Raw genomic sequence first — 26,321 nt, 5'->3', positions numbered from 1 at the left:
AGTTTTTCGCCCAACACCCACAATGAAACAAAATTCTTTATTCCTATTGCTAGGTTTAATCCTTGCATTATGCTCCTGTAATTCACAATTCAAAAAATCTGAATATCCAAAATCTCTTCATAGTCAGTCTGAAATTCTAAAATTGGGTCACCATAAGATTAGCTTCGATTCAATTACACAAGGTGCTCTAGAAAGCAGTTTCAAAAAACTCCCAAGTTCAAATTCTAATTTAGGTTTTACCGATTCAAATTTCTGGGTCAAATTTCCGATTGAGAATAACACATCTCAGGATCAAGAATTCTACTTAGAAGTTGCAAGACCAATTACGGATGTGGTCAACCGTTATAGTATTGATCCAAACGGTCAAGTTCAAACGCAGCTTAGTGGGGATTTAATCAAAGCTGAGGAACGACCGTTCAATCACCGAAAGATTATCTTTCCTATTAAGATTAAAGCAAATACTACCCTTTCCAATTTCCTTTATTTATCAAGCGACGGTGAGGTTATCAACCTGCCAATTTTGCTTCATGATGCGAATTCATTAATCCAGACATCTTATTTTGATCAATTGATTTTTGGTGCATTCTATGGATTTTTGGCTTTGGCAGGCATCACCTATTTATTTTTCTACTTCGGAATCAAAGAAAAGAGTTTCCTTCTTTACTCCCTTTACGTAGCATCCATTGCCCTACTCCATTCTTCTCTGGATGGCTTTATTTACCAATTCACCAATGGTGGTCAGGAATGGTTTTATGAAAGAAGCTTATTATTGATAGCAGCAACTTCCACTCTGATTTTCGGAAGATATGCCCAAATTTTCATCCAGCTTAAGCTGATCTCAAGAAAATTAAACACAATTTTTCAAGTGGCATTGATAGCCAATCTGCTTTTAATTCTTGGAATCATATTCTTGGATGCAGGAAGAACCTTCTACTATCCGGCTGCAAATGCCATTGGATTGATTTTAATTTTATTGTGCCTAATCGGTGTTATCGTCAGTTTCTTCACCAAATACCCAGTCGATTTATTCTTTGCAGCTGGGATAACATCTTTGATTGTCGGGTTTGTCATTTTTATTCTAAACAATTTCAGCCTGATAGAAAACTCATTTTTAACCGAAAATTCTGCGAAAATCGGCACAGGATTCGAAATTCTGTTTTTATCTCTTTCTATGGCGAATAGGATCAGAATTCTGAAATCAGAAAAAGAGCAGATGCAAGCGATCGCTCTTCAACAGTCAGAAGAGAGCAACCAGATCAAATCTTATTTCTTGTCTAACATGAGTCATGAATTGAGGACTCCATTGAATGCAATCATGGGATTGTCTCAAAGTATTATGAATGAAATCACAGATTCTAAAATCAGGGAAAATCTTGAAGTTATAAAATACTCCTCCGTTTCCTTACTTTCTAGTATCGAGGATATTCTGGATTACTCAAAAATCGAAAAAGGTGAATTGATTCTTGACCAGAAGCCATTTGACTTACATAAGTTAATTCAGGAGATCAAGGCATTTTCATATCAAAAAGCTCGCGACAAAGGACTCAAGTTTATTTATGAAGAAGAGGCTCCTTTGCCAAAAAGACTGATTGGAGATGCTGGTAGGTTTAGACAGATTATTGGCAATATTTTAGACAACTCCATAAAATTCACAGCCAGCGGGGAAGTGAAATTGAAATTCTCAGAAATCGTGGAGAAAGACGGTAGAATTGAACTCAAAATCGAAATAACAGATACGGGAGTTGGAATAGAAACTGGAAAACTGTCAAGGATTTATGAATCCTTTATCCAGGAACAAATCGATGATAAAAGGAAGTTTGGGGGGTTTGGCCTGGGGCTCTGCATAGTAAAAGCATTGGTCAATTTATATAAAGGGAAAATCCAAATTGAGAGTGCTCTTGGTGAGGGAACAAAGGTATCGCTTCATCTGGATTTTGAAAAAGTTGAAAAATCTACCGATAATTTGATTGAATTGGCAAAAAAAGATTCAGTAGAATTATTGAAAGGAAGAAATATCCTGGTGGTTGAAGACAACCCAGTCAATCAATTGGTAATCAAGTCTATGCTAAGAAAATGGAATGGGATTACCATGGATTTTGCCAATCACGGTTTAGAGGCCTTGGACAAACTCCAGTCCTCAAAATTTGATTTGATCTTGATGGATTTACAAATGCCAGAAATGGACGGATATGAAGCCACAGAAGCCATCCGAGCTGGAAAAGGAAGAGCCATACATCAGGAAATTCCAATCATTGCGGTTACAGCTGACACAACTGATCAGTCTAAAATTAAGGCTAGAACAGTTGGAATGGATGATTTCCTGACCAAACCTGTTGATCCGGAATTACTTTTGGAAAAGGTTTTGAATGCGCTTTATCTCCAACAGGTGCAAATGATTGAAATCAATTCTTAAACTGGAGTTTCAAGTATTTAATCTTTTCACCTTTTTCGGAAAACATCTTTTCATATCGGGTTTGGATTCCAAAATGATCATCCTTCCATTCAGATTGATAGAAGTCATGCGTGAATCCGATAAGATTGATATCTTCTCTGCTTTGAAACAGCTCCAAAGAATAGTCAAAAAGACCTGTATTATCAGTCTTAAAATGAACCGTTCCTCCAGTTTTCAATAAAGGCTTATACATCTCTAGGAAGCGTGGAGAGGTCAATCTGCGCTTTTCATCTCCATCCCTCGGAAAAGGATCAGGAAAAGTAATCCAAAGCTCACTGATTTCTCCTGTTGCAAAAAACTTATCTAACTGTTCAATTTGAGTTCGAAGAAATGCCACATTATGAATTCCTTCAGCAGTTGCGGTAGAGCTCCCCTTCCAGATTCTACTTCCTTTGATATCAACTCCGATAAAATTTTGATCTCTAAAAACTCTCCCAAGTCCTACTGTAAATTCCCCTCTCCCGCAGGCAAGTTCAACGACAATTGGATTCTCATTTTGAAATTGAGTTTCATTCCAGTTTCCTTTGATCGTTTCAAAAATTTCTTTTCCGTCCTGGATTACATTTGGGTTCTCTTCATTTTCCTTGAAGCGAACGAGTTTTTTTCTGCTCATTTATAGGTCATCGATTTCCGCGACCACAAAAGTACTTCCTCCTATAAATATCAAGTCATATTTTCCAGCATTTTTTCTGGCAAAGTTCAAAGCATCATTCACATTTGGTATGATTTCGCCCTTTATTCCTAACAAATCAGCCTTCTCAGCCATTTGCTCTGCCTTCAAGGCTCTTGGTATTTTCGCTTCGCAAAACACATAATTTGCCGACTTAGGGAGCAAAGACAACACTTTTGAAATATCCTTATCCTGTACCATTCCCAATACCATCCATAGTTTGGAAAACTGGTAGGTATTAATTTGCTCTAATATTTGAGCAATTCCGGATTCATTATGTCCCGTATCGCAAATAGTCAAAGGAGATTGACCTAGGATTTGCCATCTCCCTTTTAAACCTGTTCGAGTCGAGACATTCGCCAATCCCTCTAAAACATGGGAAGAGGAAATGATCCAACCCAATGCTCTCATTTGGTTTACAGTCTCAAGTATTCCAGGTAAATTATATTTTTGATAATCACCCAAAAGATCAATTTCAAGATCTATCACTTCCTTAGATGAAGAAGCCAAATAATGGGCATTTCCCTCACTTAAACCCAACTTTTCTATTTTCCAATTTTGGTCAGCAAAGACTATTGGAGCTTGGCAACTTTCAGCTTTTTTCAGAAAGACAGGCTTTGTTTCCACTTGTGTCTGTGAAATCACAACAGGAACAGAATTTTTGATGATACCGGCTTTTTCTCCTGCTATTTCAGGAAGAGTTTCTCCTAAAAACTGAACATGATCAAAGCCTATATTGGTAATTACTGAAACTTCTGGAACAACTACATTCGTACTATCAAATCTTCCACCCATTCCAACTTCAACTATAGATATATCCACTTGGCTTTCAGCAAAATACCAAAAAGCCATCCCAACAGTCATCTCGAAAAAACTAGGCTTTAATTCTTCCAGAAATTCCTTGTTTTCCGCAACAAATTGAATCACTTTTTCCTCTGGAATTTCAATCCCATTGATTCGGATTCTTTCTGTGAAAGACTTGAGATGAGGAGAAGTATAAAGAGCAGTTTTATAGCCTGCTGCCTGAAAAATAGAAGCCAATGAATGGGAAGTACTTCCCTTTCCATTCGTTCCAGCCACATGTACTGATTTGAATTTCTTTTCTGGATGACCTAAATGAGCACACAAAGCAATGGTGTTACTCAAATCCTTTTTAAATGCAGGTGCTCCTACCCTTTGAAACATGGGCAAAGCATTATACAGGTAGTCCAGCGTCTCCTGGTAATTCATGGATTAATCCACTTTAATAATGAATGTAATTTTACCGGAGGAAAAATCGGCTGCCGCCCCTCCTTGTTTTTTGAATGAGATCTGGTTCACTACCTGACGATAATAAGCCAAAACTTCATTAGAAACGTTGTATTCCAATGGAACGGCCTGCACTACTCTACCTGCGTCATCCACTGTAATTTTGAAAACAATACGACCATTTCTTGTCGAAACTCGGTCATTGATATTAGGTCTATTGGCAAAATCCCATCCCGCCAAGTCCAGACTTACTCCATTTCCTGAGTTGGTTCCTTTACCAGATCCAGTTCCCATGATCGCACGTCCATCGACAGTACCTTTTGGATCACCTTCATCTCCTTTTTCATTGGAAGATCCCTGAGCACCACCTGACGGTGGCGTGGTGCTTTTACCTGAAGTTCCCCCAGCACCGAAGATTGCTCTTTGGTCTACTTTTGGTTTTTCAGGAGCTTTTTGGGTAGTTTCTTCAGCTTCAGATTTGGCAGGAGTTGTGACAGTTTTTGCTGGTTCTGTTTTAGCTGGTTCTGGCTTTTTAGAAGGCTCAGTTGCTTTCTCTTCTCCTTTTATAGGCGAAGGCTTTGTCGTTACAGCTTTATTAACTGCAGGCTGAGTCTGTGCTTTTGGTTTGGCAACTTCAGTTTTCGGGCTTGGTGTAGGAGTAGCTGGTTGAGTAACCGCTTTTTCAGTCACTTCACCAGGAGCTGCAGCTTCTTGTACTGGAGTTGGCTTTTCAGAGGGAGCATTTGGACTGTTTCTATCACCTGAACCTGTCGGTGTAAAACCTAAATTCAATTCTAGACCAAAGGTCGGCAATGGCGGAACTGGCTGTTTCCAGACCACAATAAAATAGAATGCAAGCAATAACAGAGCATTAAAAATGATCGTAATGATCCATGCCCGTTTTTTACTTTGTGATTCTTCCTTATCTGCGTCCCAGTACTGCATGATTAATAGGGTTTAGTTGCAATGGACACATTTGCCTCTAATCCAGCTGCAATGCCTCCAATTTCTACTAAATATTCTACAGGAACTTCTTTATCAATATGTAGCACCACTTGACCTTTTTTATCCGCCAAGAGTGTCGTCAATTCAGCTTTGATATTCTCTCTCGGAACGATTTTATCATTTACCGAGTATTTAAAGTCCTTAGTAATTGTAACGGAAACTTCCTGCATAACGATATCCGAAGTCTCACTGGAAGGTAAATTGACCGGAAGACCTGAAGGAGTAATGAAGGAAGAAGTAAGCATAAAGAAGATCAATAACAGAAAGATAATATCTGTCATCGATGACATACTAAATGCAGGATCTACCTTATTTTTTGCCTGTAATCCCATCTTATTTATCTTGAAGTAAATCGATGAATTCTACCGTCGTATATTCCATATTATGAACCAACTTTGACACCTGAGAAACCAGGTAGTTGTACCCTAGATAAGCAATAATACCTACTACAAGTCCTGCAGCTGTTGTAATCATCGCCTCGTAAATACCTTCGGAAAGCAATTTTGGAGAAACCATTCCCTCCTCCTGAGCAATTGCAATAAATGCCTGAATCATACCGGCAACTGTACCCAAGAAACCGATCATAGGAGCTGCACCTGAAACTGTTGCAAGAAGATTGAGATTTTTCTCCAGTTTATAGATTTCTATTTTTCCGACATTTTCAATAGAAACTTCAATGTTTTTTAAAGGACTTCCTATTCTTTCAATTCCTTTAGCGATCATATTGGCCACCGGTGTGTTTTCTCCCGCACAAAGCATTTTTGCTTTTTCGATCTTTCCGCTTTGTACCAAAACACGGATCTGATCCATGAGTGATGAGGAAGTTTTCGATGCTTTTTTGAGCGTAATGAGTCGCTCAAAGAAAATGAAGATTGCAAGAATAAAAAGCAAGTATAAAGGGACCATCATGTAGCCACCTTTGATCAGAAGATCTAATAAACCAATACTTTCTTTTGTGGCGCCTTCAGCAAGGCTGTCTGCTGCTGCCAGTGAATCGGCAACAGAAAGGGTTTGAAGAAGAATCATATTAATATTTCAAAATCCATAAAGCTTCTGTGTATTGATCTTTGATCAGATCAAGCTCCTCACTAGCTTTTCTAAAGCTGGTGTAGGTTCCTATTGCCAAACGATAGTTTTTCACATCTTCGTATGGCAAAATCAGATAAACTGAACTTGCTCTGTCAAAGTATTGAGCTGACTCAGAAATCGCCATTTTTTCATTTGGCAAACTTCCCACCACAATGAAATATTGTGGTCGATCTGATTTACTCTCTACCCGGATCAAAGTCTCAGCACCTGTTCGATCAATAGTTGTACCAGTTTGCTGAGTTTCCACAGGTTCTTCTAAAGAAGAATTGGATTTAGGAATAGAATCTTGATTTTCAGAGGATTGTATTTCCTCAGTTGGTGTATTTTCCACAGCCGGCTGAGCAGCTTGCGGTTTTGAAATTGGTGTTTCTAATTCTGCTGTCGCATTTTCATTAATCTGCGGCTCATTTCCCTGACTCATAAGCTGCCAAACGATCACCGATATGATCATCACAGCTAAAATCAGCACGATTGCAACCCAAGAATTACTCTTTTTCTCCTCTTTAATTTGAGGTTTAATCTCTTCTGATTTTGGAGCTGAAGCTTCTACTTGAACTAGTTCAGATTTAACCTCAGTAGACTCAGAGATAGGTTCTGGTATACTATCCTCTTTTGTATCGATTTTAGCTTCGCTTTCAACTTCTGTCACCAATGGCGTTACTTCTACCACAGGATCAATAACTGGCTCAACCTTAGGCTGCTCCTGTACCACATCTTCCTGAGCAACAGGGCGAAGTGGAGTGACTTCTACATAAGGAAGCCCATAGTCTTTTGGGTCTGGCCAATGCTTTATTTCAGAAGGATTTTTAGGCATAATAAAATCAGGAGCTACGAAACTAAAAGAAATGAGGCTAAACCCCAACCCTCAATGAAAACATTCTTAGAATTTCATTGAAACTCCTCCAATTAATTGAATTCCTCTAACTGGATAATTCAACCATCTGGTGTTTCTTCCATTCAAAATATTATTTCCTTCCGCAAAGACAGCAAATCGATTAGATATCTGATAGTCAGCTTTTAATTGTAAATCTGCAATAGTTTTCAGTTTAACGACCTGATAAGGACCCGATTGTCCAAAAATATCGTTTAAATCATGTCCCCTGGCTTTTAAGCCTCCCATAAAGTTCAAGTTGGCCTGAACCAATAATCCCTCAATAGGAGTCACTTGGTTATTCACTCTGAATTCCCAAGTAGGCTTATGCCAAGCTTCCTGCTGCGTTCCCATATCATATTGATACAAGTCTAGTCTTGTTCCCATGGTATACACATCCGAGAACTTAAAGCCCAATTCTCCATTGATGTTGAACACGGTAGTTTTATCGTCATACACTAGGGAAAATCTAGTAGAATCAACTCCTGGAGTTGGGAATGGAAAGGAATTGACAAAGAAGCTCATGTTATTGTAGCGACTTACATTGACTGCTGCTCGGTAATGAAATGCTTCCTGAAACTGTCCTTCTATCCCACCTTCAACTTTATAATTCTGAATTGTATTCAAGAGTTGTTCACTTGGTCCTAAGTAAGGGTTTTCCTGCACAAAGCTGTAATAGGTATTTCTTTCAACATCCCCGGAAAACTCACCAAAGAAGCCAAATTCTTCAGCAAATTGGTAGGAAGCTTTCAAGTTTGGGAAAATTCTGAAATCACTCGATTTATCCTGAATTGAATCATTTTCAGAAACCAAATTCAAACCAGCCGAGAATCGAAATTCACCCAATTGGTAAGCTAATTCAGGCCTGATCGCGAAATATGTTCTGGTTTTGGAATAGCCCAAATCCTCAGGATTCGTAGTAAAATAACTTATCCCAACTTGACCTTTCCAATCATCATTTGGTCTGAATTTACCTTTTGCAGACAAGCCAATTTCATTTTCTTTGGCCATATAGCTGTCCTTGAAATTTCTAAAGCTTACTTGGCCTTCATAAGAAAATGGACCTACTTTTTCGATTTCACGAATTCCAGCTTTGATAGTAAAAGCACTCAAAACATTATCAGAAACCTCAAAATCCGGATTCTCGAAATTGATTGGATCAACTCCATAAAATGCATATCTATCCTGATTCCAGTCTACGCCTCCAAAAACTTCAAATAAATCAGCAAAATAACTTACATCTCCACCGAAAGTAGTATGAGCCTCACTGGACTGCTCACCCTGCACAGGACCTTTTCCAAAACTTTGATGTCCTAAGTGAAGAGAATAATTCACCAAATCAGCTTCTGTTGCCATATATCTGGCTTCCAAAAGAGGAGATTCAAAATTACCATATCCAACTCTCAAAAATCCTGGAAACAAATCCAATTGTGGTGCTCTGAATGGCTTGGTGATCGGAGTAGTTTCTAACTCCAATGGCTTCAAGGTCAGCAGATATCTGTTTACCATGTAATTAAAATCCGCCAAGCCTTTTGGTTGAGGTAAAACTGGTAGCTTTTCAAAAACCCGAGGCTGCACCGGTACCGTCAAGACCCTATCTTTTCGGATAATAAATTCCTGATCTGTGACTTCTCCTCTGGATTGTGTCTGTGCATAAATCACACCTGTGGTCAAACCAAACAATCCGCTTAAAAGAATAGATTTTACTAGCTTTTTCATGGTTTATTTTAAGGTTTGAAGTTTAGTTTGAGACATTGATTTAATTTCTTCATTGGTAGATTTCTCTACGATGGATTCCAAAGTTGCTTTTGCCTGGAAGTCCTCTCCACTGTTGATGTAATTATCTGCAAGCAGTAGGAACATTCGACCGTACCAATAATCAAAGTCGACGAACGGTCCAGAGAAATCAAAAATCGTTTCGTTGGATTGAGCGATATCACCCTTTTCCTGCATGGAGAATGCCAACCAATAAAGTCCTTCAGCACCTTGGACTGTTTTGTATTCATTGACCAAAGTCATCAAGGTTGTCTCAGCCTCTGCTTTTCTGTTCATTTCCCTTTGAGCTTTCGCCTTAGTCAAAAGAGCCTTCGGAGTAGATTCAGGCAGAATTCCATCCAAATTCAATAAACGATCCGCATTGGTGATAGCTAAATTATATTTCCTGGTTTCGAAATTGGCTACCATCAAACCTTGTACAGCTTCCGCTTCTTCCACTTTATTTCTGGCATTTTCTGCTGATGTCTGTAAGTATGGAATAGCTTGTTCATAATTGCCGTTTTCCATTTCAATGGTCCCAATTCTCTGCATGGCACGAAGCCTTTGCGGAGAAGCAGGTTCACGTTCCAGTGCTTTAAATTGTACCAAAGCTTGTTCTTTATTTCCTAATTGGAAATAAGAATCACCCAAGAAGTAAAGCGCATCAGCTTTCTGCGCGGATTGAGGATAATTTCTCAAATAGTTTTCCAGAGCTCTAGATGCTTGCTGATAATTTTTATCAAAGTACATGCTCTTCGCAGATTCAAATTCTAAAGACTGAACACTGGAGCTTGATGGATTTGAACCCTTGTATTTGGCTAGGTATTCTGAGAATTCACCAGATCTACCTTGCAAGGCAAGAGTTTCCTGAAGTCCTTTTAATGCAGTTTCAGAATTTTGAGCATTTGGATGGCGATCCAAAATAGTTTTGTAATCCTGAATCGTCTGATCATAATTCTGCATAGAGAAATTGGCAACTGCCCTTCCCTCTAGTGCATAAGGAACAAAAGGAGAATTAGGCTTACCATTGATCAAATCTGAAAATGCTCTGGAAGCCTCAGAATAAGCCGTTTCTTCCATATTGATCTGACCTTTTTGGTAAAGCGCATCCTCGTAATATAAACTATTTGGATACCTCGAAATCAATGTATTCAATTGAGCCAAAGCCTCTTGATTTCTCGTCTGGAAGTTTTGAACAACAGCTAGTCTATAGTAAGCATAATCAATTCCTGAATTTCCTTCATTGATTGCCTGTTGGAAAACTGCAGCAGCTTCTGAAAACCTCTTCTGTACATAATAACAATCTCCCAATCGGAGCATTGCATCATCATAGTTTTCTTTATTATCCCTACCTCTCAAGCGATCGGTATAGGTTTTAAAATGCGTTTCTGCCTGAGGATATTTCTGAGAATTGAAATATGCATAACCCAATCCATAAAGGCTTTTGGTTAAGTAGGCACTTGAAGTAGTTCTACCTAAAGAAATTGCCTGGTCGTAAGATTTAATGGCCGAGTTAAGATTTCCAGCAGCAGAATAGGCCTCACCTTTCCAGAAATGGGATTCCAAAACAATGGTTTTATCAACCGGGTAGGCAAGAGACTTATCTAAATACGAAATTGCTCCATCCCATCGCTGATCTCTGAAATAGACCATTGCTTGATAAAAAGCCACTTTTTGATAAGCAGCCTGGATTCTTGGAGACTTATTTGGTATCCGATCCATCTGCTCGATGGCTCTCAGATAATCATTTGTATTGACAAGGGCTTCGGAAAGCAAAGTCTCAATTTCGGATTTGTGCTTTCCATTCGGATACTTTTCTAAATATTCATCAAGAGCGGTGATTGCTACCTGAAAACTTCCTTTTTGAAGGTTTACTTTGGCATAATTTACCAAAGCATCTTCTTGGATAGTTTTATTAAAATCAGCTTTGGCAGCTGCCGCAAAACTTGTGGAAGCAAATTGATAATTCTCTTGCTTCAGATAAGAATGACCTAGGTAATAACTACTTGCCTGACCCAATTCATCATTAGCTGAAGCAGAATTCTTTAAATATTCCGCAGCGCGGCCATAGTTTTGAATTTCAAAAAGGGAAATCCCAGCCTTATAAATTTCCTCTCTGGAAAGTGTTCCTTTTCTGGAATTGATATAGGACTCGTAGTGCTTGGAGGCATTGGCAAAATTTTGCTTTGCATAATATGCCTCTGCCAGATAAAGATGGATGATTTCAGGTTTGTCAAGTTGCTGACCAGTTCCCAACTTCGGCTCAGCATAGCTGATCAATTGATCGTAATTTCCTTGATTGTAATACAAAGCTGCAATCAGGTAAGGGACTTTTCCTGAATAAAAAACATCTTGTGCAGCAGTTTGAAGATCAGAAATCGCTTTTGCATTATCGCCGTTTTCTAAAGCAATATATCCACTATAATAATATGCATCTGGAGCTACTGAGGTATTTAATACTTTTGCCTGATCAAAAAATGGAGCGGCCTGTCCATAATTTTTCATTTGAAAATGAGCAAAGCCCTGCTTAAAATATAAATCTGCTCTATTCTCCTCTCCCAAATTATTTGGGTTTACCAAGCCGTAACTTTCAAGCGCTTCTGTATAATTTCTTTTGTAAAAAAAATGGTCGCCTAGATATAAACCTGCGGAAGTGACAGAAGGATGGTTTCCATTTTCATAAATGTAGGACTTCATTAACCCCGGTCCATCTGGACTTTCAAGTTGCAAGGCCGACATAGCCCGATGAAGTTCTGCAGATTTCTTTTGTTCGTTGGTCAGATCCTCATTGAGAAGTCTTGTGTTATCGTACAAGGCAGCGGAGAAAAGTTGCTTATCAAAAAGCTCCAGCTGGTGATCTAGAGGATACTGAGGACTGGTCTGATAAAGAGTAGATTGCGAAAAAGCATCCATACTCAATCCCAATCCAGCTAATAGTACCAGGTAATATTTCATAGATTATAGTTGGTTTTGATGCCAAAAAAATCTGAAATCAATCACTTCCAACCCAAAACAAGTCTAGCCGGAAGAAACTGAAAACAGACAATTTCTTCAGGCAAATTGAAATTGGCTTAGGTAATCAGTGTAATATCTTATAAACGAGTTCTCTGAGGATTTCAGCATCTGTCATACTTCCGGAATCAACTCCCTTAGAACGAAGATCTGCCTCTTTGATGTATGTAAACACATCAATTACCTTGCCCAATTTGTAGTTGCGGGCGGATTGTAAATACTCTTTTGCCACAAATCTCGGTACTCCGATCAATGCCGCAACCTGATCCTCAGAAGCTCCTCTGGCTTGGTGGATCAAAGCCAATTTTGAAAAATAATTGTACATCAGCGCAAAAAGAGGAATCAGCGGATGTGATTTAGGGTTTTGGATGAAATAATGAATAATCTGATTTGACTTGACCGCATCTCTCACACCGATAGCTTTCAGCAATTCAAAATTATTGTAGTCTTTATTGATACCGATATACTTAGATATATCAGCAATGGTAAACTTGGTAGGTTCTTGGAAATTGATCAGCATTTTGCCCACCTCATTGGTCATTACCTCCAAATTATTACCGATGGCATCAGCCAGGAATTGAGCCGCTCTTGGCTCAATATCATGAGAAATATCTTTAAAATACTGCAGCACCCATTCCGTCAATTTATAATCAGGAATCTTGTCAGAAGTAACGTAGACCGTATTTTTCTGTAATTCTTTGGATAAAGCAGTTCTTTTATCCAGCTTTTTATACTTATGGGCAAATACCAGAATCGTACTTGGCAATGGGTTTTGAGCATAGGAAATCAAAAGCTTCTGAGCTTCCTCTTTACCCAAATCCGGCAAACTCTGAGCTTCTTTGATGATAACCACCTGACGCTCGGCCATCATTGGGAATTTTCTCGCATTATTGATAATCAAACCCATGTTGCTGTCTTTTCCATACAGCACCACCTGGTTGAAGCCACGCTCATGCTCAGCGATCGCATTTTTTTCTATAAACTCGGTAATCTGGTCTATATAAAAAGGCTCGTCTCCTTCCAGAAAATAGATTGGGGCAAACTTCTTCTCCTTTAATTCTTTAAGTACAACTTGGGGTGATTGGGCCATGAATGATGCGAACTATAAAGCTTAAAGATAATAGGGGGAATGGTTTGGGTGCAAAAACATCAGAAAGATTATTTGGTAAACTATTCCTGCCTTACCTTTGTATTACTTATAAAAATAGGAAGAATGACTTTTGAAGCAGGAATAGAACTTTACAAAACCGGAAAATTTGAAGAGGCACTCTCAATATTTAACCAACTGATTTCCAAATTGCCGGACAACCCGGAGCTTCTCATTTATAGAGGTAGGATTCTATCTAGAATGGGCAAAACGGAAGATGCACTACTGGATTTTGACCGGATTGTTGAGTTAGATCCTTACAATACAAATTACATTTCTGATCGGGCTGTGGTGCTTCATTTGTTAAAAAAAGATGAGGAAGCATTGGTAGAGTTTGACCGAGCGGCAAATCTAGATCCCAAAAACCCTTATCGATATAGCAGTAGAGCGTATTTCAAAGACCGGATTGGTGATCTGAAAGGGTCAATTGAAGATTATGAAAAAGCGATTGAGTTAGATCCTGAAGATGCAGTATCCTTTAACAATAAGGGTTTGGTTGAGGAAAAGCTAGGTTATAAAGAGCGATCTAAAAAAAGCTTTGAAAAAGCAGATGATCTGGTTGGTTATAAACCAAATAGCCAAGAAACACCTCCAGCTCCCAAAGCGGAGCAAACCCAAGAACCCTCTGCAGAAATGAAAAAAGAGGAAAAATTGACTACCAACTTTTATTTTAAAACTTTGGGTTCTCTATTTAAGGATCCAAAGGCAAGACAAGAGTTTAAGAATTTTCTAAAGGGATTCTTCTCAAAGAAATAATCAAAATGACTTGATGACCCATAATGGCTTATTAATAAAATAGGCCATTTTTTTTGAGAGATTTTTTGAAAATATCTGATCAAAAAATGACTTCTTTTTACTTAATGTGACTAAGATATCCCCTTTCGAAGTTTGGAGGTAATTTTCCAAACCAAGAGCCAGATCATCCCGATAGGCTTTCAACACATAACTGACTTTGTCATATTTCACAAAGGGAGAAATCTCATTGACCATTTCCTCGTGAAGGGATTTATCTATTGCTTTGTGGGTGCTACTGACGTGCACAATATCGATCTCAGATTTAAAAAAGGAAGCTAATTCAATCAACTTTTGAATGGCTAATTTATCCTCCTCTAGGTAATCCGAAGCATAAACCAATTTTCTGGGCCTTTTGAAAAACACTTTTCTAGGAACTACAAAAACATCAATATCAGCTTCTTCCACAATTTTTGAGGTTTTGGAACCGATAATATGTTCCCTTAGATCGTTCGTTCCTTCCGTACCCATCACGATCATATTCGCTTTGATACTTTTAGCCTCTTCCAAAGTTGTCTTTACAATCTTTCCATCCTTAAAGGAAATCTGACAGCTATTCAACCCTTTTGGTTTACTTTCATTAAGAACTGCCTGCTGAAGATTTTCGAGTTTTTCTTTGATAAATTCTTCCTGATGATAACCCTTGGTGTCAAGAGGTGATAGTTTTTCATAATCTGTCTTATTTAGAACATGAAAAAGCATCAGGTCTGCCTTATACAATTCCCCCAATTTTGCTGCATACTCAATGGCATTCAGAGAACATTCGGAAAAATCTGTGGGACATAAAATTGTAAAAGTGCTGCTCATAATAAAAAATTTTAATAACCTCTTCGACGAATAACGAGATTGTTTAATGGTTGGTTGGCTCTTATTCTATGGATATTTTCAATGACCTGAGGAGCTGCGGCTTTAGGATTGGTAACGCTTGCAATATGAGGTGTCATCATGATGTTTTTCTCATCCCAAAATGGATGATCTTTAGGCAAAGGTTCTTTTCTATAAACATCCAAAAGAGCTCCTGACAAATAGCCTTTCTCCAAAGCCACAATGAGATCTTCTTCGACCAAATGTTTTCCTCTGGCAACATTGATTAAATAAGAACCTGGAACACATTGAGAAAACAACTCCAAATTCAAAATATTCTCAGTATCAGGAGTTAATGGCAATAAACAGACAATCACATTTACTGAGGAAAGAAATTCTTTCAACTCATTTTTGGAGTAATATGGATAAGGAAAGTCCTTTTTCTCTGAGAATCCATAACCTGCAACTTCGAATCCCATAAATGAAAGCTTTTCCAAAACATCGCCTCCTAAAGCGCCTACTCCCATCACTCCTACTTTAATATCAATTTCAGGATTACTCATATCCCAAACATGATTTGCCTTATCTTTTTGATACCGGGTAATCTGACGATGAAAATTCAAAACTCCCATGATCACATAATTGGTCATAGAAAAAGTAAGCTTTTCATCTACTATCCTGACAATAGGAATCTCTTCTGGGACTGAATCATCATTTAGGATATGATCCACTCCGGCTCCCATGGAACTAATCAATTTCAAATTCGGGAAAGTCTTCAGAATTCCTTTGGGATGATTCCAAAGCATTACTACTTCTACCTCTTGCGGGTCTTTAATGTCAGGGTAAACCTGAATCTTTAAATCTGGATCTTCACTGTTTAATACTTTGATCCAAGGTTCTACGTTTTTCCCTGGACTAATAATTGCTAAGCTCATAAGAATCGAAAAATATTAAACCCCAAAAATGGGAAATTATAGATTGTCAAAATAAAGACAAAAATCTTGCTAACCTGCCATCCAAAATGCAGGAAATTATATGAATTTACATGATTTTTGTAAACTAAATCAAGTCAAATCCGATTTAATTGGAATACAAAACAAAAAAATGGTTATGAAAACACATTCCTTACCTTTATACTTCTCTTTAATTTTATTTCTATTTGGTTATCAATCATTTGCGCAACAAATAGATATGCCTCAAGCATCACCCTCTGCAAAAATTGCACAAAAGGTAGGCTTAACAGATGTCACGGTTTCCTATAGCAGGCCAAGTACTAAAGGAAGGAAGATCTTTGGGGAATTGGTCCCTTATGGGGTGATTTGGAGAACAGGAGCAAACGGCGCAACAGTTATTGATTTCTCGACAGATGTTAAAATAGAGGGACAAAATGTACCGAAAGGACAGTATGCGATTTACTCCATCCCAAATAAAAACAGCTGGACCATTATTTTGTCCAAAAACACCAAGCTTTGGGGGGCTATTGGATACAATCCTGAGGAAGATTTGATGAGATTTCAGGTTACCCCATCTAAAACCAGCAGAAAGTACGAGACCTTCGAAATAAACTTCAACAATATGACTGATACCGGAGCAGATTTATCCATGAAATGGGAACAAACCAGAGCTGAATTCCATATTTCTATGGATGCTGACCCTATCGTCATGGCTCAAATAAAAGAGTATGTTTTGGATCAGGACACAGACAATCCAAACCTGCTTTATGAGGCATCAAGTTATTATCTAACTACCGGAAGAGATTTAAACAAAGCTTATGAGTGGATTCAGGAATCTGTAGAAAACGATCCTAAATTCTGGGCTTATCATCTAAAAGCGAAAATTGAAGTAGCTCTTGGCCTTAAGACTGAAGCGATTGAGTCGGCTAAAGAATCAATCGAACTGGCTGAAGAAGCGCAAAATCCGGATTATGTGGGATTGAATGAAAGGTTGATTAAATCTTTGAAATAAATCGAAATCAATAAAATTCAATTGATTTTTGAATTAAAAAATAAGCCTTCCAAAATGAGATTTTGGAAGGCTTATTTCATTTTACTTCTTTAGGGTTGCTTGAAGAATTGTTGCAAAGAGCATCACTGCTAAGCAGCCAATGGCATTATACCAGAGGAAACCTATGTTCCAAACGAAGTCAAACATTCCTACGCCATTTCTAAAATGAATTAATAAAATAAGCGCCTGGGAACACAATGCCGCAATAAAAACTGCCCTACCTTTGATCCATTTCATGAAAAATCCTACGATAAAAATACCCAGGATTGTACCGTAGAATAAGGAACCCAATAAGTTTACTGCTTGGATTAAATTTTCAAATAGCGAAGCATAGGTGGCAAATAGAATAGCTCCTACACCCCAAAATGCTGTGAAGAATTTAGAAGATCTTAAATAGTGTAAATCAGTTGCATCTTTTTTAATAGAGCGTTTGTAGAGATCTATCGTGCTGGTCGATCCTAGGGAATTTAGCTCTGATGCACTTGATGACATTGCCGCAGAAAAGATCACAGCAAACAACAACCCGATAATTCCCTTTGGCAAATTATCCATGACAAAGCGCATGAATACGTAATCTGTATCCCGTGTCTCAGCCACAGGGTCATTGGTTACAATCAAAGCCTTAACTTCTTCCCTGATTTGATTTTGTTCTGCCTTCAAAGATTGAATATCCTCCTTAACTATCTTTTCAGCTGATTGATCATTTTGATCTATTGCTTCTAGCATTTTCAGGTAGGAAGCTTTACTCTCTTCAAAATTTGCAGTGTATTTCTCCTCTAGTTTTTCAAAATCCTCAGCATATTCACTTTCACGTAACTTATCCGTCTGGACTTTATTAAAAACTACCGGTGGCTGATAAAACTGGTAAAAAACGAAAACCATTACTCCTATAAACAGAATCACAAACTGCATCGGAATTTTCAAAAATCCATTCATAATCAACCCCATTCTACTTTGGGAAAGAGTCTGACCTGAAAGATATCTTTGAACTTGACTTTGATCGGTTCCAAAATATGAGAGAAATAAGAATACCGCCGCTGTCATCCCAGACCATACATTGTAGCGGTCAGCCAGATCAAATTCAAAATTGACCATATTCAGCTTTTCCATTTTTCCAGCGACATGTAAAGCCTCTTGAAATGAAATTGGAAGCATTTGAATCACAATGATCCCAGCGAGGATCATCCCTCCCATCATTACAGCCATTTGTTGTTTCTGGGTGATAGAAACCGCTTCAGTTCCTCCAGACACTGTATAAGCAATTACTAAAGTCCCTATCAGGACATTGGTCCAGGTCAAATTCCACCCTAAAAGAGTAGAAAGAATAATCGCTGGTGCATAGATGGTAATTCCAGCTGCAAGCCCTCTTTGTATGATAAACAATAAGGCAGCCAAAGTCCTGGTTTTTAGGTCAAACCTATTCTCCAGATACTCATAAGCAGTATAAACTTTTAGCTTGTAATAAATAGGAATAAAACTGACTGAAATGATAATCATTGCAATCGGTAAACCAAAATAGAATTGAATGAAGCGCATCCCATCCTCATAAGCCTGTCCAGGTGTACTCAAAAAAGTAATTGCTGAGGCTTGTGTTGCCATGATAGAAAGACCAATGGTCCACCAATTCATGGAGTTTTTGCCTCTTAGGTATGAGTCAAGACTGCTTTGCTTGTAGGTTTTATAAACACCATAGGCAGCAATAGTCCCAAGTGTTCCAAATAATACTATCCAATCAATTACACTCATGCATAGGCATTTTGAAGCCAGGAGAAAAAGGCGATGATTAACACTAAACTAGCAATTAAACCTAGGTAAAGGTTTTTCCAGTGTATTTTTTTCTCTTCCAAAACTATTGCTCTATAAGGTTAATAAATAACTTGATGGCACCAGGAACACCCGCAGGAAGTTCTCTAAAGAAAGAAATACTAGTATAAACGTAGTTTCCCTTTCCATACTTTGTATAAATCAAAGATCCATTCAGGAAATCCTCATCTGGATCCTGAAACTGCAATGGCGTACTGTATTCTTTAGAAATATCTGTCACGAAATATAATCCTCTTTCCTGAACCCATCCATCAAAATCCTCAGCAACAAGTTGATTGGGAGTTGACAATACAGGATGATTGTAATCTGCTTTAAATGGAGAGTTTTCTACTGTAACTCGGTCTCTACTTAGACTAAATGGATATGGTCCCATATCTGAGGATTTTAAACCACCAGTGGTATTGTATTGAACTACCACATTTCCACCTTCCTTCACGTAATCCATCAAAACCTGTTGGTTTTCAATAAGACTAAGGTTGGTATTATAAGCACGGATCCCAACTACCACCGCTTTAAATTGACTTAAATAAGCCTGATTAAAATCATTTGGACCAATTTCTACTACTTCATAGCCCAAAGCTGATAAGACACTTGGCACATCGTCACCAGCACCAGGTACATACCCGATTTTAGCACCTGAAATTTTCCAATCAGCCTTGATCAAATTGACCGAAGCTGGGCTAAAGTAGGTTAGGTTAGGAATGTGGGAATAAATAATTCTATTGGTAGACTGATCAAAAACTTCCCCGTTTGTAGTCGTATAGGTTGCTGTTACAGTTCTTTTTTGATTGGCATCCAAAGAAAACTCTACCTCATAAAGCTTTTGTTTATTGGCTTCATTGGTAGATTCAGAGACAATTTTATACTGACTTGAAGTTAGATTTTCGAAACCAAGTTTCCCATCTAACATTTCATTGGCAAAATTTACAGTAACAGTAAGTTTTGGATCGACACCCTCTACTAAAAATACATTTTCTTTTGAAACTACTAAATCGACTTCCGTAACTACTGTAAATGGCTGCTTCACTTCTCCATCTACCGGACTATTATATTTAAACATCAAAGGAAGCTCTAAAGCAATTTCTTCTCCTTCATAAGAAAGATTCAATATCCCTTTAATCTGATCATTTTCGAAAGGTTTTCCGATCAGCAATTGATTTCTAACATGATATAAGGCTCCGTCTGAAGGGTCCTTCAGCCAATAAGGCTGGGAAAGAGGAGTATCTTTAGGAAGAATTAATTCTTGAGAGATCGACTCCAATTTATTCTGTCCAAGAGTTTGGTTTATAGAAGATTGTTGACCTAAAAAACCAAAAGTCTTTAACTCCAACTTATTATCTGTTGGGTTGGTAATTTCTAAAGTGGTTTCAACACTTTCCCCTGCATAACCAAGTTCTTTCCTTACAATCCATTCTGCTTCTACCCCCAAGGACTCCAAAATTAATTCATCTATTTTGGCCTTTTTCTCTTCCACCCACATTGCTTTTGCATCCAACTGATCAAGTTTTTCCTTGATTTGCAATAAACTGGAAATGTTATTTTCGGGGTGAGTAAAATCAAAGTTTTTTAAGGTTTGATCTATTAAAGCCTCCACTTCTTTCCCCCCATCTATGGTTTCCCAACGGTTTTTCACTCCATCAAACTCTGAATTCACGGCTGCCTCACCTTCCACAAATTGAATATAATCAGTTGCTTCCCCATTAGTAGCAGTGCTTCCAAATCCCTGAGATTTATGCATGGTGCGACTATCAGCAGCGATTTGGCTGTAAGTTTCTCCTAAAAGTGGATTATAGTCACCTGTCGGAAATTCAAAATATTGAATCCCCTCTTCTTTTTTAAATTCCCCTCGGAAATTATACGTGTTCCAGAATACTCTTTTAGGTTTCCAAGGATCAACATATTTTAATTGTTCTGGAAAAACTTTTGGATCTCCAGATACTCGCATTGCTTCACCCGCCATAATTGCAGAAGTAGTATGCTGGCCGTGATTTCCACCTCCAGGAGTGGTGTTAAATCTGGTGATGATGATATCCGGTTGGAAATTTCTGATTACCCAGACTACGTCTGAAAGTATCTTCTCTCTATCCCAATTCTGAAAAGTCTCATCTGGAGTTTTCGTGTAACCAAAATCAATCGCTCTGGAAAAGAATTGCCTTCCTCCATCGGTCTTTCTGGCTTGAAGTAATTCCTGAGTTCTGATCTGACCTAATTTTTCACTGAGTTCTTTCCCAATGAGATTCTGTCCTCCATCTCCTCTTGTCAAACTGAGATAGGCAACCTGAAGGTTTTCACCATTTGCGAGGTAAGAAATTAACCTAGTGTTTTCATCATCAGGGTGAGCAGCCACATATAAAACTCTTCGGGTTTCCTTTAATTGAAGTAATTTCTGATACAACTTTGATGAAGGAACCGATTGCGCTAAGGTTAAATTAAAGACAAAAAGGCCTGCTAAGATCGAAACAGTAGCGAATATTTTAGATTTGGTCATAAAAGGGCATAAATAATCAGTACAAGCTAAAATAAGCTTGTTGCAAATAAAAATATTTTGTGATCAATGGGTGATCAATCTACTTTCCCGGTCGTATATATTTGATTTTTCCGGGAATCGTATAACCAAATGTAAATTCAAAAAAGTCAGCTTTTGCCTTGTGTGCTTTGATTTGAATACCAGTGAATATGTTATTATCAAACCTGTATCTTACCCCTACTCTTTCGTAAAACCAAGACACTTCTTGATTGAATTCCGATTGGTTGAAATATACTCCAAACGCCACAGGAGCATATAAGTGTTCGTTAATTTTCCATTCCCAAGACCCTACTAATGCAAAGGAATTGGCGTCAAAAAACCCGGTATTTTGATCTGGCCAACGCTCTTTGATGCCTGCTCCATAAAACCAATCTATTCCCAAACCCACTCTATATTTATAAGATGCCTCCCATAAATAATTAATTCCCAATCCTCCTCTAAAATAAGTCGGGTCTCCGATTTCATAACTTTTGGCTCCGAGGTATAGAGCTAAATTCCAAAATCCTCTTTTCTCCAAGTCTGGATAAGTGACTCTTTCGGTAGGCAATTGTTCAATTCTCCCTAGTTTGGTTTTAATTCCAAATCCTATTGGAGCATAATTGATACCTGCATTAGGCTTTTTAGATGAGCCATTAGAAAAATGTTTTAGACCAATGGTACCGAGAACACTTACCCTATCAGTAATCTGATAATTTGCCTTAAAACCTAAATGGATATAACTATTCAGATTTGATCCTACAAAGAGATTCAGGGGATTTGTCTCAGGATCATAGGGTTTGATATGAAAGCCCAAACCTATTTGAGCGAAATAGCTTAAATAAAACTTCTGATGTATTCCTTTTCTGGAAAAAGGCATTTCTACGAAGCCATAAACTCCCATTGGCCTTCCCAGTTGTTCTGAATAATGGGCTAATGAACTTAAGCCAAAACCCATGCTGGGATACCTATAAAGGAAATTATAAAAGGTATTTTCAACTTTCCTCCATTCAAATCTGACATCAATTCCATTGTAATGTTCAGATTGACGAATCTCATCTGCCCAGTCTTTTCCATTGCCCAAAAGCGGGCCATTTTCATAGCTAACAACTATTGATTTTTGAAACTTTGACTGGGCAAAGGTCTGGAAAGCGAAAATTGATATTAAAACAGTAAGGGCAACTGCTTTTAAAGTCACTGGCATCGTAAAACTAACAGATGAATTACAAAGATAAGAGGAATAAAAAAAGAACGATGCATTTCCGCTAAAACAAGTCCAGGATTAAAATTTTTAACATAAAAAAAGCCAGCACGAATGCTGGCTTTAATAATTTATTGAGAGCTATTAATTTCCTCCATCCATCCAGTTAGGACCGACTAGTTCGATAAGCTTTTTGTTGTATTTATCAGCTTCAGCCTCATTTTTAAGTCTAGTATGCACTTGGAAAAGGATCTCCATTACATCAGTATTTTCAGGTCTGATTTCAAGAACTTTAGTAAAGTAAGGAATAGATTCTTTGTAATAATTATCAGCTTCTTTACCCATAGCTTCAGATCTCTTTTCCCACTCATCGTCAGAAAGACCATTCAATTCAGCCAAAATTTCTCTAGCTCTATCAAGCATCAATGCTCCCGTGTAGAAGTTCCCATCATAGAAATCAGGATCAACCTCAACTGATCTTTTATAATCAGCCATCGCACCATCTAAATCACCAGACTTCTCTTTTAAGAAACCAGATCTTAACAAGATAGAAGCATTATTTGGATCATTTTTCAATGCCTCGTTGATAGAAGCCATTGCTTCATCCATTTTATTCAACTGAAGCAATAATTGGATTTCATACTCTGCAAGAATTTTATCTTCTGGATAATCTTCTCTTGCAGCCATTACCATATCATAAGCAGCTTCAGGATTAGACTCAGCTCCACTTAGGATTTGAACCATGAAGTAATAAGTATTTAACTTATCATATTCTTCCACATCCAAAAGCAAGTTGAAGTGCTTCTTAGCTTCTTCATACATTTCTAAATCATTTGCCAAGAAACCAGCATTGTAATGAATAGTAGTATCTGCAGGGTCGATTTCTCCGGCAAGGTCAAAGAAATAGTAAGCCATTTCTTGATCACCTTCATTATATCTATCGATGGCTTTATCGAAAGAAGTGTTTTTCAAGGTATTGATAGAATAAGGTCTTAAGTTATCTGGAACTCCAGTAACATCATCTTCCCAAACTTCTTCTCCTATACCTGAAGTTTTATCTGATCCACCCATTTCAAAGGTCTTCATGTAAGTAGCAAGCGCAGCCTGTCCTACCTCATAAGTTTGCATGGTATTGGAAGAATCGGAACCAAACATTTTAGTTTCGATTTTTGCCTTAAGTAAATAGGTTTCTGGGTCAGAACCTGTTTCCGGGTCATTAGTTGCAGCTTCAACTTCCGATAAAGCTGTCTGAAGATCACCTGATTTGAAGTTTTTCTCAGCAGATCTTACCACTTTTTTTTGTCCAAAGGCCAAGGTTGTTGCACCAATTAAGGCCAATGATAGAATTAGCTTCTTCATTATTAGCGTTTACTTTTTTTTGTTTGGTTATTCATTTGGTTCATCTCCTGCGGCATCAGGAGATTCATTATTTACTTCAGGAGAATCTTCAGTAGTTTCTGAATCTATTACTTCTTCATCCTCCTCTTTTGTGATTTTTTCTACTGACGAAATGCTATCTTCCTCGCCTACTTTTATCAATCTTACTCCTTGAGTAGCTCTACCCATAATCCGTAGAGTATCCATAGAAATCCGAATGATAATTCCAGACTTGTTAATAATCATTAAGTCATCAGAATCAGCCACTTCCTTGATCGCAACTAAAGCTCCGGTTTTATCCGTAACATTCATTGCTTTCACGCCTTTACCGCCTCTATTAGTGATCCTGTATTCGTCTAGATTAGAACGTTTTCCATATCCATTTTCAGAAACCACCAATAAAGTAGCTGATTCATCAGAGGCACAAACCATGCCAATCACGAAGTCATCTTTGCCTTGTAAAGTAATTGCTTTAACCCCAGTTGCTGTTCTACCCATCGGTCTAACCGCAGTTTCCGGGAAGTGAATTGCTCTTCCTGATTTGGCTGCAATCACGATATGCTGAGAACCATTGGTCATATCTACTCTTACCAATTGGTCATCTTCTCTGATATTCAATGCAATAATACCATTTGACCTAGGTCGGCTATATTGCTCTAAGGTAGTTTTCTTAATAATACCTTGCTTCGTCACCATGATCAAGAAATGATTGTTGATGTAATCTTCATCATTCAAATCATCTACCTGAATAATAGATCTGATCTTGTCATCCGACTCAATATTGATCAAATTCTGAATAGGTCTTCCTTTGGAAGTTTTAGATCCCTCAGGAATTGCATAAGTCTTTAACCAGAATAATTTCCCTTTATCTGTGAAGATCAACAGGTAATTATGTGTGGAAGCCGTGAAAAGATATTCCGTGAAATCATCTTCTTTGGTACTTACACCTCTTGAGCCTACTCCACCTCTTCCTTGAGTTCTATACTCAGTCAAAGCCGTACGCTTTACATATCCCTGATGAGAAACGGTGATCACCACTTCTTCATTTGGAATCATATCTTCATAACTGAAATCTTCTGCATTGTGCTCAATTTCAGTTCTTCTGTCATCAGAATAACGGTCCTTCATCTCGGTCAGTTCCTCCTTGATGATTTCCATTCTCTTATCCTCGTTTTCAAGAATAAACTTCAGCTCTTCGATCAAAGCCATGATTTCCTTGTATTCCTGGATAATTTTATCTCTTTCCATTCCGGTCAATCGCTGCAATCTCATATCGAGAATCGCTCTTGCCTGAATTTCACTTAACTCAAACCTTTCGATCAATCCATTTCTTGCAGTTTCAGGATCAGCAGAATTTCTGATCAATGAAATCACTTCATCCAGATGATCTAAAGCAATCAAATATCCTTGAAGGATATGTGCTCTTTTTTCAGCTTCTCTTAACTCATATTCTGTTCTTCTGACGATTACCTCATGTCTATGATCGACATAGTGAACAATCAGATCTTTCAGATTCAATGTATAAGGTCTTCCTTTTACAAGGGCAACATTATTGACTGAGAATGAAGTCTGAAGCTGAGTATGCTTATAGAGGTTGTTTAGAATTACTGAAGGAATTGCATCTCTCTTTAATTCATAAACAATTCGCATCCCCGATCTATCGGATTCATCACGAATAGCAGAAATCCCATCGATTTTTTTCTCATTGATCAACTGAGCGGTCTTTTCAACCATATTGGCTTTATTGACCATGTAAGGAATCTCCGTGATGACAATCATCTCTTTGTTTCCTCCATCTTTGGTCTCCACATTGGCTTTACCTCTCATGACAATTCTGCCTCGGCCGGTTTCGAAAGCTGCTTTTACACCATTGTAACCATAGATAATTCCTCCTGTAGGAAAATCCGGTGCAATGATGTGTTCCATCAATTCAGATACAGTGATTTCTCTGTTGTCGATATAGGCAATAATCCCAGAAATAACTTCTCCAAGATTATGAGGAGCCATATTAGTAGCCATACCTACCGCAATCCCAGAAGCACCGTTTAATAACAATGCAGGAACTTTTGCCGGAAGAACTACTGGCTCTTTTAATGAATCGTCAAAGTTGAATTGGTAATCTACCGTCTCCTTATTGATATCTACTAACAGCTCCTCTGCAATACGCTTCAACCTTGCTTCGGTATAACGCATCGCCGCTGGATTATCTCCATCTATGGAACCAAAGTTCCCTTGTCCATCCACTAAAGGATATCGAAGAGACCAAGGCTGTGCCATACGAACCATGGTATCGTAGACAGCAGAATCACCGTGAGGGTGGTACTTACCTAGTACTTCCCCTACGATTCTCGCAGATTTCTTATAAGGTTTGTTGTGTAATACGCCTAGTTCCTGCATCCCGTAGAGGATCCTTCTATGAACTGGCTTCATGCCGTCACGCACGTCTGGAAGTGCCCTGGAAACAATAACCGACATCGAATAATCGATGTAGGCTCCGCGCATTTCCTCTTCAATGTTAATGGGTATGATGTTCTCGTTTTCTCCTTGAGCCATATAATGCTTTTGTA

General features: G+C 38.1%; 19 protein-coding genes. 3 read left to right on the top strand and 16 right to left on the bottom strand.

Features of this window, described 5'->3' with window-relative positions; genetic code table 11:
• Nucleotides 1-22 precede the first annotated feature (22 nt).
• On the top strand, nt 23-2,413 hold the full coding sequence (locus FHS59_RS06745; protein ID WP_184494222.1) for a hybrid sensor histidine kinase/response regulator: 2,391 nt from the start codon (nt 23-25) through the stop codon (nt 2,411-2,413).
• On the opposite strand, the gene trmB is transcribed toward FHS59_RS06745, so the two are convergent.
• The 9 genes from trmB to holA all read right to left on the bottom strand — a co-directional run bounded on the left by trmB (nt 2,403) and on the right by holA (nt 13,192).
• Nucleotides 2,403-3,065: a tRNA (guanosine(46)-N7)-methyltransferase TrmB gene (gene trmB / locus FHS59_RS06740; RefSeq protein WP_184494220.1), complete on the bottom strand. Its 663-nt coding sequence runs from the start codon at nt 3,063-3,065 to the stop codon at nt 2,403-2,405. The two genes, FHS59_RS06745 and trmB, sit on opposite strands and share 11 nt — an antisense overlap.
• Nucleotides 3,066-4,352: a bifunctional folylpolyglutamate synthase/dihydrofolate synthase gene (locus tag FHS59_RS06735; RefSeq protein WP_184494218.1), complete on the bottom strand. Its 1,287-nt coding sequence runs from the start codon at nt 4,350-4,352 to the stop codon at nt 3,066-3,068.
• A gap of 3 nt (nt 4,353-4,355) precedes the next feature.
• Nucleotides 4,356-5,315, bottom strand: a complete 960-nt coding sequence (locus FHS59_RS06730; protein ID WP_184494216.1) for an energy transducer TonB — start codon at nt 5,313-5,315, stop codon at nt 4,356-4,358.
• 2 nt (nt 5,316-5,317) lie between these two features.
• On the bottom strand, nt 5,318-5,707 hold the full coding sequence (locus tag FHS59_RS06725) for an ExbD/TolR family protein (RefSeq protein WP_184494214.1): 390 nt from the start codon (nt 5,705-5,707) through the stop codon (nt 5,318-5,320).
• Between the two features lies 1 nt (nt 5,708).
• The gene (locus FHS59_RS06720) at nt 5,709-6,401 is read right to left on the bottom strand and encodes a MotA/TolQ/ExbB proton channel family protein (RefSeq protein WP_184494212.1); all 693 of its coding nucleotides are present in this window, start codon (nt 6,399-6,401) and stop codon (nt 5,709-5,711) included.
• A 1-nt stretch (nt 6,402) separates the two neighbouring features.
• A complete protein-coding gene (locus tag FHS59_RS06715; protein ID WP_184494210.1) occupies nt 6,403-7,278 on the bottom strand; it encodes a hypothetical protein in 876 nt (291 codons plus the stop codon).
• 66 nt (nt 7,279-7,344) lie between these two features.
• On the bottom strand, nt 7,345-9,054 hold the full coding sequence (locus tag FHS59_RS06710) for a TonB-dependent receptor (RefSeq protein WP_184494208.1): 1,710 nt from the start codon (nt 9,052-9,054) through the stop codon (nt 7,345-7,347).
• Between the two features lie 3 nt (nt 9,055-9,057).
• Complete coding sequence (locus FHS59_RS06705) at nt 9,058-12,045, bottom strand: tetratricopeptide repeat protein (RefSeq protein ID WP_184494206.1); 2,988 nt, start codon at nt 12,043-12,045, stop codon at nt 9,058-9,060.
• A gap of 124 nt (nt 12,046-12,169) precedes the next feature.
• Nucleotides 12,170-13,192 (bottom strand): DNA polymerase III subunit delta, encoded by a 1,023-nt coding sequence (gene holA / locus FHS59_RS06700; RefSeq protein WP_184494204.1) that lies wholly within the window; start codon nt 13,190-13,192, stop codon nt 12,170-12,172.
• A 123-nt stretch (nt 13,193-13,315) separates the two neighbouring features.
• Between holA and FHS59_RS06695 the strand changes: the two genes are divergently transcribed.
• A complete protein-coding gene (locus tag FHS59_RS06695; protein WP_184494202.1) occupies nt 13,316-14,005 on the top strand; it encodes a tetratricopeptide repeat protein in 690 nt (229 codons plus the stop codon).
• Here FHS59_RS06695 and FHS59_RS06690 read toward each other — a convergent pair whose 3' ends face one another.
• Nucleotides 14,006-14,848 (bottom strand): universal stress protein, encoded by an 843-nt coding sequence (locus tag FHS59_RS06690; protein ID WP_184494200.1) that lies wholly within the window; start codon nt 14,846-14,848, stop codon nt 14,006-14,008.
• Nucleotides 14,849-14,859: 11 nt separating this feature from the next.
• Nucleotides 14,860-15,780 carry a 2-hydroxyacid dehydrogenase gene (locus FHS59_RS06685; protein WP_184494198.1) on the bottom strand — a complete coding sequence of 307 codons (921 nt, stop codon included), beginning with the start codon at nt 15,778-15,780 and terminating at the stop codon, nt 14,860-14,862.
• 175 nt (nt 15,781-15,955) lie between these two features.
• Between FHS59_RS06685 and FHS59_RS06680 the strand changes: the two genes are divergently transcribed.
• Nucleotides 15,956-16,810 carry a DUF2911 domain-containing protein gene (locus FHS59_RS06680; RefSeq protein WP_184494196.1) on the top strand — a complete coding sequence of 285 codons (855 nt, stop codon included), beginning with the start codon at nt 15,956-15,958 and terminating at the stop codon, nt 16,808-16,810.
• Between the two features lie 81 nt (nt 16,811-16,891).
• On the opposite strand, the gene FHS59_RS06675 is transcribed toward FHS59_RS06680, so the two are convergent.
• The 5 genes from FHS59_RS06675 to gyrA form a co-directional block, all read right to left on the bottom strand.
• Nucleotides 16,892-18,595 (bottom strand): sodium:solute symporter, encoded by a 1,704-nt coding sequence (locus FHS59_RS06675; RefSeq protein WP_184494193.1) that lies wholly within the window; start codon nt 18,593-18,595, stop codon nt 16,892-16,894.
• Between the two features lie 103 nt (nt 18,596-18,698).
• On the bottom strand, nt 18,699-21,161 hold the full coding sequence (locus FHS59_RS06670; protein WP_184494191.1) for a PIG-L family deacetylase: 2,463 nt from the start codon (nt 21,159-21,161) through the stop codon (nt 18,699-18,701).
• Nucleotides 21,162-21,240: 79 nt separating this feature from the next.
• The gene (locus tag FHS59_RS06665; protein WP_184494189.1) at nt 21,241-22,380 is read right to left on the bottom strand and encodes an acyloxyacyl hydrolase; all 1,140 of its coding nucleotides are present in this window, start codon (nt 22,378-22,380) and stop codon (nt 21,241-21,243) included.
• A gap of 141 nt (nt 22,381-22,521) precedes the next feature.
• Nucleotides 22,522-23,736, bottom strand: coding sequence for a tetratricopeptide repeat protein (locus tag FHS59_RS06660; RefSeq protein ID WP_184494187.1), 1,215 nt, complete (start codon nt 23,734-23,736; stop codon nt 22,522-22,524).
• Nucleotides 23,737-23,763: 27 nt separating this feature from the next.
• Entirely contained in the window at nt 23,764-26,307 is a 2,544-nt protein-coding gene (gene gyrA, locus FHS59_RS06655) for a DNA gyrase subunit A (RefSeq protein WP_184494185.1), read from the bottom strand.
• Nucleotides 26,308-26,321 lie beyond the last annotated feature (14 nt).

The organism is Algoriphagus iocasae, assembly GCF_014206875.1.
In the GTDB taxonomy this organism is placed as follows: Bacteria; Bacteroidota; Bacteroidia; order Cytophagales; family Cyclobacteriaceae; genus Algoriphagus; species Algoriphagus iocasae.
The sequence above is the reverse complement of the archived record's forward strand: the minus strand, read 5'-3'. Positions and strand labels throughout refer to the sequence as shown.